18 protein-coding genes and 1 pseudogene are annotated in these 19,302 nt (G+C 69.9%); 17 read left to right on the top strand and 2 right to left on the bottom strand.

Features of this window, described 5'->3' with window-relative positions:
- The first annotated feature begins 20 nt into the window (after nucleotides 1-20).
- The 8 genes from lepB to OIE74_RS09995 all read left to right on the top strand — a co-directional run bounded on the left by lepB (nucleotide 21) and on the right by OIE74_RS09995 (nucleotide 6,817).
- Nucleotides 21-791 (top strand): signal peptidase I, encoded by a 771-nt coding sequence (gene lepB, locus OIE74_RS10030; RefSeq protein ID WP_329380939.1) that lies wholly within the window; start codon nucleotides 21-23, stop codon nucleotides 789-791.
- Nucleotides 763-1,272 carry an NUDIX hydrolase gene (locus OIE74_RS10025; protein WP_443076075.1) on the top strand — a complete coding sequence of 170 codons (510 nt, stop codon included), beginning with the start codon at nucleotides 763-765 and terminating at the stop codon, nucleotides 1,270-1,272. Before lepB ends, OIE74_RS10025 begins: the two co-directional genes overlap by 29 nt.
- 55 nt (nucleotides 1,273-1,327) lie before the next feature.
- Nucleotides 1,328-1,636 carry a DUF2469 domain-containing protein gene (locus OIE74_RS10020; protein WP_003993268.1) on the top strand — a complete coding sequence of 103 codons (309 nt, stop codon included), beginning with the start codon at nucleotides 1,328-1,330 and terminating at the stop codon, nucleotides 1,634-1,636.
- Nucleotides 1,637-1,899: 263 nt separating this feature from the next.
- Nucleotides 1,900-2,262: a YraN family protein gene (locus tag OIE74_RS10015; protein WP_329380935.1), complete on the top strand. Its 363-nt coding sequence runs from the start codon at nucleotides 1,900-1,902 to the stop codon at nucleotides 2,260-2,262.
- Nucleotides 2,262-3,890, top strand: coding sequence for a YifB family Mg chelatase-like AAA ATPase (locus tag OIE74_RS10010; protein ID WP_329380932.1), 1,629 nt, complete (start codon nucleotides 2,262-2,264; stop codon nucleotides 3,888-3,890). Before OIE74_RS10015 ends, OIE74_RS10010 begins: the two co-directional genes overlap by 1 nt.
- Nucleotides 3,887-5,086, top strand: coding sequence for a DNA-processing protein DprA (dprA, locus tag OIE74_RS10005; RefSeq protein ID WP_329380930.1), 1,200 nt, complete (start codon nucleotides 3,887-3,889; stop codon nucleotides 5,084-5,086). The genes OIE74_RS10010 and dprA overlap by 4 nt, the downstream gene beginning before the upstream one ends.
- Nucleotides 5,087-5,334: 248 nt before the next feature.
- The gene (gene whiG / locus OIE74_RS10000) at nucleotides 5,335-6,183 is read left to right on the top strand and encodes an RNA polymerase sigma factor WhiG (protein ID WP_329380928.1); all 849 of its coding nucleotides are present in this window, start codon (nucleotides 5,335-5,337) and stop codon (nucleotides 6,181-6,183) included.
- Between the two features lie 73 nt (nucleotides 6,184-6,256).
- Complete coding sequence (locus OIE74_RS09995; RefSeq protein WP_329392235.1) at nucleotides 6,257-6,817, top strand: TetR/AcrR family transcriptional regulator; 561 nt, start codon at nucleotides 6,257-6,259, stop codon at nucleotides 6,815-6,817.
- Between the two features lie 310 nt (nucleotides 6,818-7,127).
- Here OIE74_RS09995 and OIE74_RS38610 read toward each other — a convergent pair.
- A pseudogene (locus OIE74_RS38610) lies at nucleotides 7,128-7,712 on the bottom strand (peptidoglycan DD-metalloendopeptidase family protein); the annotation flags it as partial.
- Nucleotides 7,713-8,013: 301 nt separating this feature from the next.
- On the opposite strand from OIE74_RS38610, the gene rpsB reads away from it, so the two are divergent.
- The 9 genes from rpsB to OIE74_RS09945 all read left to right on the top strand — a co-directional run bounded on the left by rpsB (nucleotide 8,014) and on the right by OIE74_RS09945 (nucleotide 18,091).
- Complete coding sequence (gene rpsB, locus OIE74_RS09985) at nucleotides 8,014-8,958, top strand: 30S ribosomal protein S2 (RefSeq protein WP_329380926.1); 945 nt, start codon at nucleotides 8,014-8,016, stop codon at nucleotides 8,956-8,958.
- Nucleotides 8,959-9,043: 85 nt separating this feature from the next.
- Nucleotides 9,044-9,904, top strand: coding sequence for a translation elongation factor Ts (gene tsf, locus OIE74_RS09980; protein ID WP_329380924.1), 861 nt, complete (start codon nucleotides 9,044-9,046; stop codon nucleotides 9,902-9,904).
- A 198-nt stretch (nucleotides 9,905-10,102) separates the two neighbouring features.
- The gene (gene pyrH, locus OIE74_RS09975; protein WP_329380922.1) at nucleotides 10,103-10,882 is read left to right on the top strand and encodes a UMP kinase; all 780 of its coding nucleotides are present in this window, start codon (nucleotides 10,103-10,105) and stop codon (nucleotides 10,880-10,882) included.
- Nucleotides 10,883-11,011: 129 nt separating this feature from the next.
- Entirely contained in the window at nucleotides 11,012-11,569 is a 558-nt protein-coding gene (gene frr, locus OIE74_RS09970) for a ribosome recycling factor (protein WP_078074826.1), read from the top strand.
- Nucleotides 11,569-12,639, top strand: coding sequence for a phosphatidate cytidylyltransferase (locus OIE74_RS09965; RefSeq protein WP_329380920.1), 1,071 nt, complete (start codon nucleotides 11,569-11,571; stop codon nucleotides 12,637-12,639). Before frr ends, OIE74_RS09965 begins: the two co-directional genes overlap by 1 nt.
- Before the next feature lie 175 nt (nucleotides 12,640-12,814).
- Nucleotides 12,815-13,927, top strand: a complete 1,113-nt coding sequence (gene rlmN / locus OIE74_RS09960) for a 23S rRNA (adenine(2503)-C(2))-methyltransferase RlmN (protein ID WP_329380918.1) — start codon at nucleotides 12,815-12,817, stop codon at nucleotides 13,925-13,927.
- A 260-nt stretch (nucleotides 13,928-14,187) separates the two neighbouring features.
- The gene (locus OIE74_RS09955; protein ID WP_329380916.1) at nucleotides 14,188-15,282 is read left to right on the top strand and encodes a thiamine ABC transporter substrate-binding protein; all 1,095 of its coding nucleotides are present in this window, start codon (nucleotides 14,188-14,190) and stop codon (nucleotides 15,280-15,282) included.
- A 107-nt stretch (nucleotides 15,283-15,389) separates the two neighbouring features.
- Entirely contained in the window at nucleotides 15,390-17,003 is a 1,614-nt protein-coding gene (locus OIE74_RS09950) for an ABC transporter permease (protein WP_329392234.1), read from the top strand.
- Nucleotides 17,003-18,091: an ABC transporter ATP-binding protein gene (locus OIE74_RS09945; protein WP_443076073.1), complete on the top strand. Its 1,089-nt coding sequence runs from the start codon at nucleotides 17,003-17,005 to the stop codon at nucleotides 18,089-18,091. Before OIE74_RS09950 ends, OIE74_RS09945 begins: the two co-directional genes overlap by 1 nt.
- 30 nt (nucleotides 18,092-18,121) lie before the next feature.
- Here the strand turns inward: OIE74_RS09945 and OIE74_RS09940 are convergent, their stop codons facing one another.
- Nucleotides 18,122-19,300, bottom strand: a complete 1,179-nt coding sequence (locus OIE74_RS09940) for an LOG family protein (RefSeq protein ID WP_329380914.1) — start codon at nucleotides 19,298-19,300, stop codon at nucleotides 18,122-18,124.
- Nucleotides 19,301-19,302: the final 2 nt, after the last annotated feature.

The raw sequence follows: 19,302 nt of genomic DNA, 5'->3' as shown, positions 1-19,302 counted from the left end.
CGGGACGGGGGACGGCTGGGATGAGCGGAACAGGACGTACGAACGGCGGCCACGGCCGCCTCGGCAATCTGCTGTCGGGGCTGGCCGTGGCCGTCGGCTGTGTGCTCTTCCTCGGCGGCTTCGTCTGGGGAGCGGTGGAGTACCAGCCGTACACCGTGCCGACCGACTCGATGGATCCGACGGTGCAGGCCGGTGACCGGGTCCTGGCGCAGCGGATATCCGGCGACGACGTGCGACGGGGCGATGTCGTGGTCTTCAACGACGCGCAGTGGGGCGACATGCCGATGGTGAAGCGGGTCGTCGGCGTCGGGGGCGACAAGGTCGCCTGTTGCGACACCGAAGGGCGCCTGACCGTCAACGGGAAAGCGATCGACGAACCGTACGTCCAGAAGATGCCGGGCGGGCTCGCGTCGACCACCGGCTTCGGGGCGACTGTCCCTAAGGGACAGCTGTTCCTTCTCGGCGACGAACGCAGCGGGTCGCTGGACTCACGGGTGCACCTCCAGGACCAGGGGCAGGGGTCGGTGCCGAGGTCGACGGTGACGGCGCGGATCGACGCCGTGGCGTGGCCGCTGGGCGGCCTGATCGAGCGCCCGGACGGCTTCGCGGCGCTGCCCGGCGGGGTCTCGAAGCCGGGGCCGGTGATGCTGGTGGTGGGCTCGGCGCTCCTCGGGGCGCTGCTGATCCTGGGCGGCGCGGCCTACGGGCCGGTCGTACGGAGGCTGGACAGGCCGCGGCGTACGGGGCCGACGGGGCGGACCGATGGAGGGGTGTCGACCGGTGTCCGGTGACGGCTTCCGAAAGGTCTCACGGGTCGTGCTGCTGGACCCGGACGAACGGATCCTGCTGATGCGGGGGTACGAGCCGGGCGACCCGGCGAACGACTGGTGGTTCACTCCCGGCGGCGGCCTGGAGGGCGACGAGACGCGGCAGGAGGCCGCGCTGCGCGAGCTGGCCGAGGAGACGGGCATCACAGAGGTCGAGCTCGGACCGGTTCTCTGGCGGCGTACCTGCTCCTTCCCGTTCGACGGGCGCCGCTGGGACCAGGACGAGTGGTACTTCCTGGCACGTACGGCGCAGACCGAGACCAGCGTCGAAGGGCTGACGGAGCTGGAGCGGCGCAGTGTCGCGGAGCTGAGGTGGTGGACCTCCGCCGAACTGTCGACGGCCCGTGAGACGGTGTATCCGACCAGGCTCGCCGGGCTGCTGCGCACGCTGCTCGACGAGGGTCCTCCGGGTGCACCGGTGGTTCTCGCCTCTGAAACCGTCTAGGGGCGCGTGGGGCCGGAGCACAATAGGGGGACGTACGGCTGAAGGGGAACATGCCATGAGCGCCGAGGACCTCGAGAAGTACGAGACCGAGATGGAGCTGAAGCTCTACCGGGAGTACCGCGATGTCGTCGGTCTTTTCAAATACGTGATCGAGACCGAACGACGCTTCTATCTCACCAACGACTACGAGATGCAGGTGCACTCCGTGCAGGGCGAGGTCTTCTTCGAGGTCTCGATGGCGGACGCGTGGGTCTGGGACATGTACCGGCCGGCGAGGTTCGTCAAGCAGGTGAGAGTGCTCACGTTCAAGGACGTGAATATCGAGGAGCTGAACAAGAGCGACCTGGAGCTGCCGAGCGGCTGAAGGGTTTGACGGGCTCACGGGCTCACGGGCTGATGGGGGAGGCGGGGGTGTCCAGGTGGCTGATGCGGGTGGTGTGGGCGGTGCCGGCGGTGTGGCCGGTCGGGTGAGGGCTTGGGGTGGTTGGGGTTTCTGTGACTCCTGGGGCGTGTGTGATTCCTGGTGCGCTGGTGGGTGACGGAGTTATCCACAATTGGTGAGTTGTCCACCAAGATCCACTTAGTGCGGATTTTCGTCTCAGAGTCGGTTCCGGAGGTGGTGCCGACATGAACGCGACGGGGGCACTCGGGCGGTACGGCGAAGGACTGGCCGCTCGGCGGCTGGCGGCGGCCGGGATGACCGTGCTGGACCGAAACTGGCGGTGCGGCAGGACGGGCGAGATCGACATCGTGGCCCGCGACGGGGATGTGCTGGTCTTCTGTGAGGTGAAGACCCGCCGCGGAGGCTCTTTCGAGCACCCGATGGCGGCGGTGACGCCCGTGAAGGTGGACAGGCTGAGGCGCCTCGCGGCCTGCTGGCTCGATGCGTTCGGTGGACCGCCCCCTGGCGGCGTTCGTATCGATCTGATCGGGGTGGTGCTGCCCAGGCGCGGCGCTCCCGTGATCGAGCACGCCCGGGGGGTGGCCTGATGGGGTTCGCGCGTGCGTGTTCGGTGGCGCTGGTCGGCGTCGAGGGCGTGGTGGTGGAGGTCCAGGCGGATCTCGAACCGGGCGTGGCCGCCTTCACTCTGGTGGGGCTGCCGGACAAGAGCCTGTCGGAGAGCCGGGACAGGGTCAGGGCCGCCGTCGTGAATTCCGGCGCGGAATGGCCGCAGAAGAAGCTCACGGTGGGGCTCAGTCCGGCTTCCGTACCCAAGAGCGGATCCGGTTTCGATCTTGCTGTCGCGGTGTCGGTGCTGGGCGCGGCCGAGCGTATCGAGCCACGTGCCATCGCCGATCTGGTCCTGATCGGGGAGCTGGGGCTCGATGGCAGGGTCCGTCCGGTACGGGGCATCCTCCCGGCCGTCCTCGCGGCTGCCGAGGCGGGCTATCACCAGGTGGTCGTGCCGGAGCAGACAGCGGGCGAGGCGTCACTGGTGCCGGGAGTCTCGGTCCTCGGCGTACGGAGCCTGCGCCAGCTCATCGCCGTCCTGACCGGCGAACCGGTGCCAGACGAGCCGACGGTCACCGAGGAGGGCCGTCCGGATCCCATGCTCGCGGGTCTCATGGTGCCCGGCGCCGGGGTGGGGACGGGCCTGGCTCCCGGCTTCGCACAGCGGGACGCGCACTGCCCGAACCTCGCCGACGTGGCGGGACAGCGGGCGGCGCGTACGGCTCTGGAGGTCGCCGCGGCGGGCGGGCACCACCTGCTCCTGCAGGGTCCGCCCGGAGCGGGCAAGACGATGCTGGCGGAGCGGCTGCCGGCACTGCTGCCGCCTCTGACTAGGCAGGAGTCCGTCGAGGTCACGGCGGTGCACTCGGTCGCCGGGATCCTGCCGCCCGGCGAACCACTCGTACGTACGGCGCCGTACTGCGCCCCGCACCACTCGGCGACCATGCAGTCCCTCGTCGGCGGCGGCAACGGGCTGGCGAGGCCGGGAGCGGTGTCCCTGGCACACAAGGGTGTGCTCTTTCTGGACGAGGCGCCGGAATTCTCCGGCAAGGCTCTCGACGCGCTGCGCCAGCCCCTCGAATCGGGGCAGGTGGTCATCGCGCGCAGCGCCGGAGTCGTACGGCTGCCCGCCCGCTTTCTGATGGTCCTCGCCGCCAATCCGTGTCCCTGCGGGCGGCACACACTGCACGGTGCCGGGTGCGAGTGCCCGCCTTCGGCGATCCGCCGTTACCAGTCACGTCTGTCCGGTCCACTGCTCGACCGGGTCGACCTACGGGTGGAGGTCCAGCCGGTGCACCGTGCCGATCTCATGGGCCAGGGTGGCCGGGGTGAGACCACGGCGGTCGTCGCCGGGCGGATCAAGGAGGCCCGGCTGCGCTCGGTGGAGCGACTGGCGGGGACGCCATGGACGGTCAACAGCGAAGTGCCCGGTCACGAACTGCGTACGCGATGGGTCACCGCGCCCGGAGCGCTCGACGCCGCCGAGCGCGACCTCGAACGCGGCCTGCTCACCGCGCGCGGCCTGGACCGGGTGCTGCGGGTCGCATGGACAGTCGCGGACCTCGCCGGACGGGACCGTCCCGACGGACGGGACGTGGGCCTGGCGCTGGAGCTGCGCACCGGCATCGGACGGGGCGCCGGGGCCACGGTCGGAGGGATCTCATGACCGCGGGGACCGAAGCCGTAACCGTGGCCGGAGCGGGAGCAGATGCCGACGAGCGACTGGCGCGGGCCGCTCTCACGCGCGTGATCGAGCCGGGCGACGAGAACGGCGGCCGGTGGCTGCGCAAGTACGGCGCCCGAGGGCTGATGGACCTTCTCACCTCGCCAGGCGGGACCGACGACGAGGTCTTGGGTGAAGTCGGTCCACGTCGTATCAGTGGGCTTCGGGCACGCGCGGCGGCGGCCGCTCCCGAGCGGGATCTGTCCGTCGTCGCGGGGATGGGCGGCCGGTTCGTCTGCCCCGGCGACCAGGAATGGCCGACCCAGCTCGACGACCTGGGAATGTCGCGCCCCATCGGCCTGTGGGTGCGCGGCAAGCCCGATCTGAGGTTCTGGGCACTGCGTTCCGTCGCCGTCGTGGGAGCCAGGGCCTGCACGCCGTACGGGGCGCACATGGCAGCGAGCATCGCATCGGGTCTGGCCGAGCGGGGCTGGGTGGTGACATCGGGTGCCGCGTACGGAGTCGACGGAGCCGCCCACCGTGGTGCACTCGCCGTGGACGGCGCGACCGTCGCCGTCCTCGCCTGCGGTGTCGACGTGGTCTATCCGCCGGGCCACGCCGAGCTGGTACGCCGCATCGCGGCGCAGGGCCTGGTCGTGGGAGAGCTGGCACCCGGTGATCATCCGACCCGCAGCAGGTTCGTCCTCCGCAACCGTGTGATCGCCGCGCTCACCAGGGGGACTGTTGTGGTGGAGGCCGAGTACCGCAGCGGTTCGCTGGTCACCGCCCGCAGCGCGCAGCGGCTCGGGCGGTTCACCATGGGAGTGCCCGGCCCGGCGACGAGCGGGCTCTCCGCCGGGGTGCACGAACTGCTGCGCGGAGAAGGCGTGCTGGTCACCGACGCCGCCGAAGTGGCCGAACTGGTGGGGGACATGGGCGACCTCGCACCAGCCCGGCGCGGACCCGTCCTGGCCAGGGACCTGCTCGATCCCCTCGGCAGGCGGATTCTCGACGCGCTGCCCGCGCGTGGATCCGTCGGCGGACGGGACATCGCGCGGGAGGCCGCGACGACGGCCGACGAGGCTCTCGGCAAGCTGTACGAACTTCACTCCCTCGGGTTCGTCGAACGGCACGGCGACCTCTGGCAGTTGACGTCACCGACCACACGTGGCGGCGGTGCGCGGCGAGCCGGTCCTTGACCTGGGGCATTCGGGTGAAAAGGTGAGGCAGATGACCTTCGCAGTTCTCCCTGCGGCGCGACAGGCGCCGATACGCGCGGTGTCGGCGCCCGATCGCGAAGGCCCGGCGGCGTCGGACAGGGCCTGTCCGGACAGGTATCAGCCCCGCCTCCTCGCGCACCGCGACCGCACTGTCACGCTACGCTCACCAGGAATCCGGCCCAGACGTACCTCACCTCACTTCACGGCAGAACGGCTCAAGGCAACGAATGCCCCAGCACACCTCCGGGTCCGACCGTGCGGCGGCGTCCCCCGTGGGGCCCCCAGCGGCCCGCGGCGAAGTGCGACCCTCCGCCCCCTCGGCCCTCGACACCCTGTGGCGGTCGTACAAGACCACGGGTAACGAGCGGCTGCGTGAGCAGTTGATCCTGCACTACTCGCCGCTGGTGAAGTACGTCGCCGGCCGGGTGAGTGTGGGACTGCCGTCCAACGTCGAGCAGGCGGACTTCGTCTCCTCCGGGGTCTTCGGGCTCATCGACGCGATCGAGAAGTTCGACATCGAGCGGTCGATCAAGTTCGAGACCTACGCGATCACACGCATCCGGGGCGCGATGATCGACGAACTGCGCGCGCTGGACTGGATCCCGCGCTCCGTACGGCAGAAGGCCAGGGCCGTCGAGCGGGCGTACGCGACCCTTGAGGCGCAACTGCGACGTACCCCGTCGGAGGCGGAGGTGGCCGCCGAGATGGGCATCGCGGTGGAGGAACTGCACGCCGTCTTCAGCCAGTTGTCGTTGGCGAACGTCGTCGCTCTGGAGGAACTGCTGCATGTGGGCGGGGAAGGCGGCGACCGGCTCAGTCTGATGGACACGCTGGAGGACACGGCGGCCGACAACCCCGTCGAGGTCGCCGAGGACCGCGAGCTGCGTCGCTTGCTGGCCCGCGCCATCAACACCCTTCCCGAGCGCGAGAAGACCGTCGTCACCCTCTACTACTACGAGGGGCTCACGCTGGCGGAGATCGGCAACGTCCTCGGCGTCACCGAGAGCCGCGTCAGTCAGATCCACACCAAGTCCGTTCTCCAGCTCCGCGCCAAACTGGCCGACGCGGGGCGCTGAATCGTCCCTGCCCCACCTGTGCGAGCGGCCTCCGCCGTAGAGTGGGCCTGTGCCCAGGATTCGAGCGGCCTCCGTGGCCGAGCACCGGACCATGCAGCGCGGCGCCCTGCTGGACGCCGCACGATCCCTCCTGTCCGAAGGCGGTACGGAGGCGTTGACCTTCCCCGCCCTCGCCGAACGCACGGGTCTCGCCAGGTCATCGGTCTACGAGTACTTCCGCTCGCGCGCGGCCGTCGTCGAAGAGCTCTGCGCCGTCGACTTCCCTGTCTGGGCCGCCGAGATCGAATTCGCCATGGCGGACGCGCCGACCCCCGAGACCAAGATCGAAGCGTATGTGCGCAGGCAGTTGAGCCTCGTCGGCGACCGCCGTCACCGCGCGGTGGTCGCCATCTCCGCGAGCGAACTCGACGCGGGCGCCCGGGAGAAGATCCGGGCCGCGCACGGCGGACTCATCGCGATGATCGTCGACGCCCTCTCGGAGCTGGGCCACGAGCAGCCGAGGCTGGCCGCGATGCTGCTCCAGGGCGTTGTGGACGCCGCGGTGCGGCGGATCGAGTTGGGCGCGGCCGAGGACCCCGGGGTGATCGCCGAGGCGGCGGTGTCCATGGTGCTCCGAGGCGTACGCGGTACCTGACTCCCGTACGGCTCCGGTGCCGTACCCACACGGCCGCCGCGAGCAGGGCCGCGGCGTGCAGGGCATCGGCCGCCGCGGCGGCGGTCTCCTCAGCCGTGATCACCTCGTCGTCCGGCAGATCGGGTGGCGGTGATCCGGCCGGCGTCTGTGATCCGGTCGGCGTCTGTGCGGCGGCCGGCTCGGGGACGCCGAAGACCGGCAGCAGTCGTGCCGGACCGCGGTCGAGCAGGTCGTCGGGAAGCAGGGACAGCGGATCGAGATAGGTCTCGCCCCGCAGCAGACCCCAGTGCAGGCAACCGCCCTCGCAGTGGAACGGTCCCGGTCCCAGCACTGCCACGACTTGGCCCGCCTTCACCTCGTCGCCTTCGGCGACAACCGCGGTGACCGGTTCGTAGGTGGTCCGCAGCGGTGGCTGTCCGGTGCCGGGCAGGGTGATCGAGAGGACGCCGCGCCCCGCCACCATGCCGGTGAAGGAGACCCGGCCGGGAGCTGCGGCTCGGACGAGAGTGCCGGGGGCGGCGGCGAGGTCCACGCCCCGGTGGCCGGGGCCGTACGGCGTCGCGGGCGGTTCCCACCCCCGCAGAACGGCCGGGCGCGGCCCCACCGGCCAGGCCCGGTCGCCGCTGATGCCGATGAGGCCGCCGGCTTCGTCGGCAGGGGCGACGGTACCGCTGTCGGGAGGGGGCGGAGGCGGCTCGGCGCCGGCATCGGCGCCCGTGTTCGCCTCCTGGTCGTCCGCGGCCAGAGCGTCGGGCGAAGGGCCGAACAGGACGGTCGCCACCACCCCGGCGAGGGCGGCGACGCCGAGGGAGAGGCACCGGGAGACAACCCCGCGCCGACCACGACGGCAGGTCGGGGCGGAGGCGTGAATGAGTAGCTCGTGAACAGTGATCATGTGCTTCACGCTGCCGCATTCGGCGGATCCAAGTGGATCATGCTCGAATTCTGTGGATAACCGGCGCGTTGTGTATATCTCCGTCACCCTTGTGGGCGCCCTCGCACTCCGTCGCCGGGCACTGTGCGGGTCCCGTACACTTCCTGTGGCGATCCGGGTCACCGGATCGACTTCGCACGCCCCGCCGCCGGCCTTCGCCGGTGTCCGCGCTTCTCGGTCCCTCGTGGCAAAGCGTTCCGGGGCGTCAGGCGCGTCCGCCGTCCGGCGGACGCGACAACCGAGTACCTCAAGGAGTACGGCCATGGCCGTCGTCACGATGCGGGAGCTGCTGGAAAGCGGCGTCCACTTCGGTCACCAGACCCGTCGCTGGAACCCGAAGATGAAGCGCTTCATCTTCACGGAGCGCAACGGCATCTACATCATCGACCTGCTCCAGTCGCTGTCGTACATCGACCGCGCCTACGAGTTCGTCAAGGAGACCGTCGCCCACGGCGGTTCCATCATGTTCGTGGGTACGAAGAAGCAGGCCCAGGAGGCCATCGCCGAGCAGGCGACGCGCGTTGGCATGCCGTACGTCAACCAGCGCTGGCTGGGCGGCATGCTCACCAACTTCTCCACCGTCTACAAGCGCCTCCAGCGTCTGAAGGAGCTTGAGCAGATCGACTTCGACGACGTGGCCGCCTCCGGTCTCACCAAGAAGGAGCTGCTGGTCCTCTCCCGCGAGAAGGCCAAGCTGGAGAAGACCCTCGGTGGTATCCGCGAGATGCAGAAGGTGCCCAGCGCCGTCTGGATCGTCGACACCAAGAAGGAGCACATCGCCGTCGGTGAGGCGCGCAAGCTCCACATCCCGGTCGTCGCGATCCTCGACACCAACTGCGACCCCGACGAGGTCGACTACAAGATCCCGGGCAACGACGACGCGATCCGCTCCGTCACCCTGCTCACCCGCGTGATCGCCGACGCCGTCGCCGAGGGCCTCATCGCCCGCTCCGGCGCCGCCACCGGCGACTCCAAGCCGGGTGAGAAGGCCGCCGGCGAGCCCCTCGCCGAGTGGGAGCGGGACCTCCTCGAAGGCGACAAGAAGGCCGACGCCGAGAAGTCCGCGGACGCCGCCGAGGCGCCTGCCGACGTCCAGACCTCCGCCGAGACGGCGAAGGTCGCCGACGCCGAGCAGGCCGAAGAGGCCGCCGCTCCGGCCGAGGCCCCCGCCGCCGAGGCTCCGGCCGCGGACGGCGACAAGGCCTGACCTCAGGGTTCGGTTGCTGACGGCGGGGGCCACGGCCCCCGCCGTCCACCCGTAGATCTTCGACTTCCGAGAGAGATTCACAGACATGGCGAACTACACCGCCGCTGACGTCAAGAAGCTCCGCGAGCTCACCGGCGCCGGCATGATGGACTGCAAGAAGGCTTTGGTCGAGGCCGACGGCGATGTCGACAAGGCCGTCGAGGTACTTCGCGTCAAGGGCCAGAAGGGCGTCGCCAAGCGCGAGAGCCGCAGCGCGGAGAACGGCGCTGTCGTCTCCCTCGTCTCCGACGACAACACCTCCGGCGTTCTGCTGGAGCTGAAGTGCGAGACGGACTTCGTCGCCAAGGGTGACAAGTTCCAGGCCGCGGCCGGCGCGCTCGCCGCGCACGTGGCCGCGACCAGCCCCGCCGACATCGACGCGCTGCGCGCCTCCGAGATCGAGCCCGGCAAGACCGTCCAGGCGTTCGTCGACGAGGCCAACGCCAACCTCGGTGAGAAGATTGTCCTGGACCGCTTCGCGCAGTTCCAGGGCGAGGGCAGCTACGTCGGCACGTACATGCACCGCACGATGCCCGACCTCCCGCCGCAGGTCGGCGTTCTGGTCGAGCTCGAGAAGGGCAGCGTCGACGACGCGGCGGTCGCCGCCGTCGCCAAGGACGTCGCCCAGCACATCGCGGCGTTCGCGCCGAAGTACCTCACCCGTGAGGAGGTTCCGGCCGACGTCGTCGAGAACGAGCGCCGCGTCGCCGAGGCCACCTCCCGCGAGGAGGGCAAGCCCGAGGCCGCGCTGCCCAAGATCGTCGAGGGTCGCGTCAACGGCTTCTTCAAGGAGGTCACCCTCCTTGACCAGCCGTTCGCCAAGGACAACAAGAAGTCCGTCAGGAAGGTCCTGGACGAGGCCGGTGTCACGCTGAAGCGCTTCGCGCGCATCCGCGTCGGCGCCTGACGTTCCGGACACCGCCCCGGGGCCGAGCACCCGGGACAGCGCAGTCGTACGCGATCGACGGTGGACCCGGCTAGGGTCTACTGCAGCCGCCGGCCGAACACGCGCCGGACGGCCGCAGATCTGACGAGGAGGCCATTGCCGCTAGGGACACAGACCCATCGGCAATGGCCTTCTTCGTATGTGCACGAGGAGATCCCCATGAACAAGCGCGCGGACGCCACCCAGTCCACCGACGACAACAGTGACCCCGGCAAGAAGGCCGGGCGCTTCATGCTGAAACTGTCCGGTGAGGCGTTCGCCGGCGGGGGCGGGCTCGGCGTCGACCCCGACGTCGTACACGCCATCGCCCGCGAGATCGGCGCCGTCGTACGGGACGGGGCGCAGATCGCCGTCGTCATCGGTGGAGGCAACTTCTTCCGCGGCGCCGAACTCCAGCAGCGCGGCATGGACCGGGCCCGCTCCGACTACATGGGCATGCTCGGTACGGTCATGAACTGCCTTGCCCTGCAGGACTTCCTGGAGAAGGAAGGCATCGACTCCCGCGTCCAGACCGCCATCACCATGGGGCAGGTCGCCGAGCCGTACATCCCGCTGCGCGCCGTACGGCACCTGGAGAAGGGCCGCGTCGTCATCTTCGGCGCCGGCATGGGGATGCCGTACTTCTCCACCGACACCACCGCCGCCCAGCGTGCCCTGGAAATCGACGCCGAAGCACTGCTGATGGGCAAGAACGGTGTGGACGGGGTGTACGACTCCGACCCCAAGACCAATCCCGACGCGGTGAAGTTCGACGCGCTGGAGTACGGCGAGGTGATCACCCGCAACCTCAAGGTCGCCGATGCCACGGCCGTCACTCTCTGCCGCGACAACGCGCTGCCGATCCTTGTCTTCGAACTCCTCACGGAGGGCAATATCGCGCGCGCCGTCAAGGGTGAGAAGATCGGCACGCTGGTGAGCGATCAGGGCACCCGGGCCTGAACTCCGGCTGCCCCGCACGGGGATGGACAAAGCCCTGCCGGTCGGACACCGTGCAGGAAGAAGACGCGACGCAGGTTCCGCCGGCCCTGTAAGCACACCGGGCCCACTCAAGACACGCAGGAGCAAGTGGTGATCGAAGAGACCCTCCTCGAAGCAGAGGAGAAGATGGAGAAGGCCGTCCTGGTCGCCAAGGAGGACTTCGCCGCGATCCGCACCGGTCGTGCGCACCCGGCGATGTTCAACAAGATCGTGGCGGACTACTACGGTGCCCTGACCCCGATCAACCAGCTGGCCTCGTTCTCGGTGCCCGAGCCGCGCATGGCCGTGGTGACCCCGTTCGACAAGAGCGCGCTGCGCAACATCGAGCAGGCCATCCGCGACTCCGACCTCGGAGTGAACCCGAGCAACGACGGAAACATCATCCGCGTGGTGTTCCCCGAGCTCACGCAGGACCGCCGCAAGGAGTACATCAAGGTCGCCAAGACCAAGGCGGAGGACTCGAAGATCTCGATCCGCTCCGTACGCCGCAAGGCCAAGGAGACGATCGACAAGCTGATCAAGGACGGCGAGGTCGGCGAGGACGAAGGCCGCCGCGCGGAGAAAGAGCTCGACGACACCACGGCGAAGTACGTCGCCCAGGTTGACGAGCTGCTCAAGCACAAGGAAGCCGAGCTGCTCGAGGTCTGATGAACGACTCTTCCTGGGGGGCCCCGCCGACTGCCGGTTACTGGGGACCGCCTGACCAGGGGGCTGCCCCGGCGGGTCCCGCATACGATGAGCTTGACGCACAGCAGACTCGGCCCATGCCCATCGTGCCCGACGTACCCGCGAGCGGCGGGTTCCAGGATGACGACCGGGGGGCTGCTCGGCCGGGCGGCCCCCTGTTCCGTGACGAAACGCCGCAGGAGCCCATGTCCGCCCCTCCGCCACCCCCGCCGAAGAAGCGGGCAGGCCGCGACCTCCGGGCGGCCATAGGCGTCGGTGTGGGACTCGGCGCGGTGATCGTGGCGTCCCTCTTCATCGTGAAGGCCGTCTTCATCGGCGTCATAGTGGTCGCCGTCGTCGTCGGGCTCTGGGAGTTGACCTCCCGGCTCGACGAGAAGAAGGGCATCAAGGCGCCCCTTGTCCCGCTCGCGGTTGGTGGCGCGGCGATGGTGGTCGCCGGGTACGTACGGGGCGCGGAAGGCGCCTGGGTCGCCACGGCGCTCACCGCGCTTGCCGTGCTCGCCTGGCGTATGACGGAGCCGCCGGAGGGCTATCTCAAGGACGTGACGGCGGGCGTTTTCGCGGCGTTCTACGTGCCCTTCCTGGCGACGTTCGTCGCGATGATGCTCAAGGCGGACGACGGCGCGCAGCGTGTGCTCACGTTCCTGGTTCTGACCATCGTCAGTGACACCGGTGCCTACGCGATCGGCTGGCGCTTCGGCAGCCACAAGCTGGCGCCGCGCATCAGCCCCGGCAAGACCCGTGAAGGCCTTTTGGGCGCCGTGGGGTTCGCCATGGCGGCCGGCGCTCTGTGCATGCAGTTCCTCATCGAGGACGGCACCTGGTGGCAGGGGCTGCTGCTCGGTCTCGCCGTGGCGGCCAGTGCCACGCTCGGGGACCTGGGTGAGTCGATGATCAAGCGGGACCTCGGGATCAAGGACATGGGCACGCTGCTGCCCGGTCACGGCGGCATCATGGACCGCCTCGACTCGCTTCTGCCTACGGCCCCGGTGGTGTGGCTGCTGCTGGTGGTCTTCGTCGGCTCGGGCTGAGCCCTATCCGTACCGGTTACCCTGGTAAGGCCCGCCGTCCTGGACGGCGGGCCTTACTGCGCTCCGCGGTCGCGGAGCCCGTCACATGAGGTCTCCTGGCACCGGCAGTGTGCCCATGTCCCTCCCGCAGCCGGCGGGGAACACCGGCCTCGTCGTACCGAGGAGAAAACAGCTCATGGCACCGCCCAACCCCGGAGAGCTCACGTTCGTCGCGCCCCGTGGCGCCAAGAAGCCGCCGAGGCATCTCGCCGACCTCACGCCGGAAGAGCGCCGTGAGGCCGTCGCGGCGCTCGGCGAGAAGGCGTTCCGTGCCAAGCAGCTGTCGCAGCACTACTTCGCGCGGTTCGCGCACGACCCCGCCGAGTGGACGGACATCCCGGCCGCCGCGCGTGAGAAGCTGGCCACGGAGCTGCTGCCCGACCTGATGTCCGTGGTCCGGCACATCTCCTGCGACGACGACACCACCCGTAAGACGCTGTGGCGACTGCACGACGGCACGCTGGTCGAGTCCGTCCTGATGCGTTACCCGGACCGGGTCACCATGTGCATCTCCTCGCAGGCGGGGTGCGGCATGAACTGCCCGTTCTGCGCCACGGGGCAGGCGGGGCTCGACCGCAACCTGTCCACGGCGGAGATCGTGCACCAGATCGTGGACGGCATGCGCGCGCTGCGCGACGGCGAAGTCCCCGGTGGGCCCGCCCGGCTGTCCAACATCGTCTTCATGGGCATGGGCGAACCACTCGCCAACTACCGCCGCGTCGTCGGGGCGATCCGTCGGCTGACCGACCCCGAGCCGGACGGTCTCGGTCTCTCGCAACGGGGCATCACCGTCTCGACGGTGGGCCTGGTGCCCGCGATGCTGCGGTTCGCCGACGAGGGCTTCAAGTGCCGTCTCGCCGTCTCGCTGCACGCGCCCGACGACGAACTGCGCGACACCCTCGTGCCGGTCAACACCCGTTGGAAGGTGCGGGAGGTGCTGGACGCCGCCTGGGAGTACGCGGAGAAGTCGGGCCGCCGCATCTCCATCGAGTACGCCATGATCCGCGACATCAACGACCAGGCGTGGCGGGGCGATCTGCTGGGGCGGCTGCTCAAGGGGAAGCGGGTGCACGTCAATCTGATTCCGCTCAACCCGACGCCCGGCTCGAAGTGGACGGCCTCGCGCCCCGAGGACGAGAAGGCCTTCGTCGAAGCCATTGCCTCCCACGGGGTGCCCGTAACGGTGCGCGACACCCGCGGTCAGGAGATCGACGGGGCCTGCGGTCAGCTGGCGGCGACGGAGCGCTGAGCGCGGCGTAGGGGCCCCGTTGGGGTCCATGTACCCTGAGGTTCGAACGAATTACATATTCCGACAGGGGAGCGCCACAGCGCTGAGAGTGCGGCAGAGGCTCGGGAAGAGCCTCACGGTCGCAGACCCTCTGAACCTCGCCCAGGTCATTCTGGGTAGGAAGTTCGGTCATCACTCATGCTGTTGCGCCCTGCCCTGCTCCGGTCCGCCGGTGCGGGGCAGGGCCGCGTCTTCTCCTGGACATCCCAGGAGGAATTCAGTTGCGTACCACGAAGAAGATGGCGGTCGGCGCCGCCGCCGCGGCGCTGGGAGTCTCCACGCTCGCCGCGTGCGGCGGCGGGTCGGAGGACTCCACGTCGTCGGACGGCACGAAGTCCAAGACCGTGACACTCGTCGCCCATGACTCGTTCGCCGCCTCGGACTCGGTACTGAAGGAGTTCACCGAGCAGACGGGCTACACCGTCAAGGTGCTGAAGAGCGGCGAGGCCGGCGAGGCGCTCAACAAGGAGATCCTCACCAAGGGTTCGCCGCAGGGCGACGTCTTCTTCGGCGTCGACAACACCCTCCTCTCGCGCGCTCTCGACAACGGCCTGTTCACGCCGTACGAGGCGAAGGGCCTCGGCCAGGTCCGCGCCGACGTACGGCTCGACGACGCCGGGCACCGTGTCACGCCCGTCGACACCGGCGACATCTGTGTCAACTACGACAAGGCATACTTCACGGACAAGAAGCTGGCGCCGCCGGAGTCCTTCGCAGACCTGACGAAGCCCGCCTACAAGGACCTCCTCGTGGTCGAGAACGCCGAGCAGTCCTCACCGGGCCTCGGCTTCCTCCTCGGCACCGTCGCCGCGTACGGGGACGACGGCTGGCAGGACTACTGGAAGAAGCTCAAGGCCAACGGTGTCGAGGTCGTCGACAGCTGGGAACAGGCCTACAACGAGGAATTCTCCGGCTCCGCCGGCGGCAAGAAGGCCAAGGCGGAGCGCCCGCTCGTCGTCTCGTACGCGTCGAGCCCGCCCGTCGAGGTCCTGTACGCCGAACCCCAGCCCAAGGAGGCGCCGACCGGCGTCGCCACGGGGACCTGCTTCCGCCAGATCGAGTTCGCCGGTCTGCTCCAGGGGGCGAAGAACGAGGCGGGAGGTAAGGCCCTCCTGGACTTCCTGGTGAGCAAGACCTTCCAGGAGGACATGCCGCTCAACATGTTCGTGAATCCGGTCGTCGACGGTGCAAAGCTTCCCGCGCTCTTCACCGACCACGGCGCCGTCGTCGACAAGCCGCAGACCGTGGCCCCGGAGAAGATAGCCAAGAACCGTGACGAGTGGATCCAGTCGTGGTCCTCACTCGTCGTCAAGTAGGCGCGGACGCCGCGCGTAAGGGCGGGCCGGGCCGCATACGGGGCGGGGACGCCGAGGGCGCGGTGCGTGCGGCGCGGCGCCGGGGGAGCGCCGTACGGCTGTGCCTCATGGCCGTGCCCGTCGCGTTCTTCGGCGTCTTCTTCGCCTACCCCGTCGCCGCGATCGTCGGCCGCGGGCTGAAGGCCGACGGCTCCTGGCGCTGGGGCAGATTCGGCGACGTACTGAGCCGGCCCGACATCGGGCAGGTGCTCTGGTTCACGACATGGCAGGCCGCCGTCTCCACCGCCCTCACCCTGCTGATCGCGCTCCCCGGTGCCTACGTCTTCGCGCGCTTCGAGTTCCCCGGCAAACAGCTTCTGCGCGCCGTCGTGACGGTGCCGTTCGTCCTGCCGACCGTCGTCGTCGGCACGGCGTTCCTCGCGCTGCTGGGGCGCGGCGGGCTGCTCGACGAACTGTGGGGCATACGGGCGGACACAACGGTGTGGGCAATCCTCGCCGCGCATGTTTTCTTCAACTACGCGGTGGTCGTCCGCACCGTGGGCGGCCTCTGGGCGCAGCTGGACCCACGTCAGGAGGAGGCCGCACGGGTACTCGGTGCCGGGCGGCTCGCGGCGTGGTGGCGGGTCACGCTGCCCGCACTGGGCCCCGCCGTGGCAGCCGCTGCGCTGATGGTCTTCCTCTTCACCTTCACCTCCTTCGGCATCGTCCAGATCCTGGGCGGTCCCGCGTACTCCACCTTGGAGGTGGAGATCTACCGGCAGACCGCGCGACTGCTCGATCTGCCCACGGCCGCCGTTCTGACGATGGTGCAGTTCGCCGCCGTCGGCGCGATTCTGGCGCTGCACGCCTGGACCGTACGGAGGCGGGAGACCGCCCTGAAACTGGTCGATCCCGCGCAGACGGTGCGCAGACCGCGCGGAGTCGGCCAGTGGGCGCTGCTCGCCGGCGTGCTCGGCACCGTCCTCCTTCTGATCCTGCTGCCTCTCGGCGTGCTGATCGAGCGGTCGCTCGACGGCCCGGCCGGGTACGGCTTCGACTACTACCGGGCGTTGCGTTCGGTGGAGGCGAGCGGCGGCACGTTCCTCGTACCGCCGCTGGAAGCGGTCTGGTACTCCCTGCGCTACGCCCTCGTCGCCACCGTCATCGCCCTGGTCGTGGGCGGGCTCGCCGCGGCAGCGCTCACCAGGCGAGCGGGGCGCTTCGTACGGGGCTTCGACGCGCTGCTGATGCTCCCGCTGGGCGTCTCGGCGGTCACTGTCGGCTTCGGGTTCCTGATCACGCTCGACAAGCCGCCGCTGGACCTGCGGGCGTCATGGATCCTGGTGCCGCTGGCCCAGGCGTTGGTGGGGGTCCCCTTCGTCGTACGGACCATGCTTCCGGTCCTGCGCGCCGTGGACGGGCGGTTGCGCGAGGCCGCAGCGGTCCTTGGGGCGTCGCCGCTGCGCGTGTGGCGGGAGGTCGATCTGCCGATGGTGCGGCGAGCGGTGCTGGTGGCCGCCGGATTCGCCTTCGCGGTCTCGCTCGGTGAGTTCGGTGCCACGGTCTTCATCGCGCGACCGGACCGGCCGACGCTGCCGGTGGCGGTCGCGCGGTTGCTGGGGCGGCCCGGTGATCTCAACTACGGGCAGGCGATGGCGCTGAGCACGGTGCTGATGGTGGTGTGCGCGGTGTCGCTGCTGGTGCTCGAACGTATCCGTACCGACCGTTCCGGAGAGTTCTGATGGCCCTGCTCACTCTTGAGGACGTGACGGTGCGCTTCGGACACCGTACGGCGCTCGACTCGGTGGATCTGGAGATCGCGGCGCACGAGATCGTCTGCGTCCTCGGGCCGAGCGGCAGCGGCAAGTCCACCTTGTTGCGCGTCGTCGCCGGCCTTCAACCGCCGGACACGGGGCGGGTGTTGCTGGAGGGCACCGATCAGGCGGGGGTGCCGGTGCATCGGCGGGGCGTCGGGCTGATGTTCCAGGACCACCAGCTCTTCCCGCAGCGCGACGTCGGCGGCAATGTCGCCTTCGGGCTGCGCATGCGCGGCGAGCCGCGCGGTCAACAGCAGCGACGTGTCACCGAGTTGCTCGACCTCGTTGGCCTGCCTGGCGCCCAGCGCCGCGCCGTAGCAGCGCTGTCCGGTGGTGAGCAGCAGCGTGTGGCGCTGGCGCGGGCGCTCGCCCCGCGCCCCCGGCTGCTCATGCTCGACGAACCGCTCGGCCAGCTCGACCGGAGCCTGCGCGAACGCCTGGTCGTGGAACTGCGAGGCGTGTTCGCCCAGTTGGGTACGACGGTGCTCGCCGTCACACACGACCAGGGCGAGGCATTCGCGCTCGCCGACCGGGTCGTGGTGATGCGCGACGGACGCGTCGCCCAGAGCGGCACACCCGTCGAGGTCTGGCAGCGCCCGGCCTCCGCGTTCGTCGCGCGCTTCCTGGGATTCGACAACGTCGTGGCCGCCATGGTGCACGGCGACGTCGCCGACACGCCCTGGGGCAAGATCCCCGTGCCCGTCGGCTCACCCCAGGGCCTCCGTACGCTCCTGGTACGACCCGCCGGGGTACGGATCGGCCCTCCCGAGGACGGACTGCCCTGCACCGTCGGGGCGCGCACCTTCCGCGGCAGCCAAGTCGCCGTCCTGCTCCGCCCCACCGACGGGCCGGAGGTGGAGGCGGAGTGCGCCCTTCGCGATGTGCCCGACGAGGGGGCGACGGTCGGGGTCTCCTTCGCGGCCGAGGACGTGGTGGTGCTGGACGACGCCGAACCGGACCCGGCGGACGCCGAAGAGGGCGCGTCTCCAACAGGCGGCAACGGGGCGGACTGACGAACGTCGTCCGGCCCCGCGCCCCGCAGGTCAGGCCGAGAGTCGGGCCAGCGCGCCGGGCACCTCGGCCACCGAGTCGACGAGCGCGATGCGGGATTCCATCGAGCGCTCCCGCGCCAGCGACGTGAGCAGCGGCCAGGCGGGCAGTCTTTCCGTCCAGTGCATGCGGTCCACCAGGACCATGGGCGTCGGTTCGCCGCGTGACTCGTAGTAGTTCGGCGTCGCGTTGTCGAAGACTTCCTGGACGGTGCCCGCGGCGCCGGGCAGGAAGACTACGCCGGCGTTGCAACGGGCGAGCAGACCGTCCTCGCGGGTCGCGTTGGCGAAGTACTTCGCGATGTGGCCGGCGAAGGCGTTCGGCGGCTCGTGGCCGTAGAACCAGGTGGGGATTCCGACCGACCCGGCGCCCCCGGGCCAGCGGCCCCGTACCTCGAAGGCGGCTCGCGCCCAGTCGGAGATCGACGGGCTGAACGACGGTGTCTTGGCGAGGATTTCGAGGGCCTCGTCCAGCATCTCGTCGGGATGCGGGGCGGCGTACGCCCCGAGGTTGGCGGCCTCCATCGCGCCGGGGCCGCCGCCGGTGGCGACGGTCAGCCCCGTACGGGCGAGGTCGCGGCCGAGGCGCGCAGCCCCCGTGTACGCGTCGGTGCCCCGTGCCATGGCGTGGCCACCCATCACGCCGACGACCCGCGCGCCGACCAGGAGTTCGTCCAGCGCGTCCGAGATCGCGTCGTCGTGGACCGACCTCAGCATCGAGCTGAGTATGTCGCCGTCGGCCTTGGTCCGCTGGAACCAGTCGTAGGCGAGCGCGTCCGGCGTCACCTCGTACCCGCCGTCCTCCAGCCCTTCGAAGAGATGCTCGGGCGTGTAGAGCAGGCCCCGGTACGGGTCGAAGGGAAGGTGCGGGACGGGCGGGAAGACCAGCGCCCCGTCAGCCCGTATCTTCGCCGCGGCGTCCGGTGCCATCGGGCAGCCCAGGAAAACGGTTTGGGAGGTGTCGGTGGACAGCAGGGCGAGCGTACGGCCCGTCAGGTCGACCGACTGGATCCGGTAGCCGCTGAGGGTCCCGCCCAAGATCACCCGGTCGAACTCGTCGAGGGTCTCGATCTCGCGGTCCAGGCCGTCGGCCCGGTGCTCCCAGAGCCCCTGCGGGCCCCGCGCCGCCGCCTGTTGTGCTTCATGTCCGTCGTGTCCCTCGCCGTAAGCCATGC

Origin of the sequence: Streptomyces sp. NBC_01716, from assembly GCF_036248275.1 — a bacterium.
GTDB lineage: Bacteria > Actinomycetota > Actinomycetes > Streptomycetales > Streptomycetaceae > Streptomyces.
The sequence above is the reverse complement of the archived record's forward strand: the minus strand, read 5'-3'. Positions and strand labels throughout refer to the sequence as shown.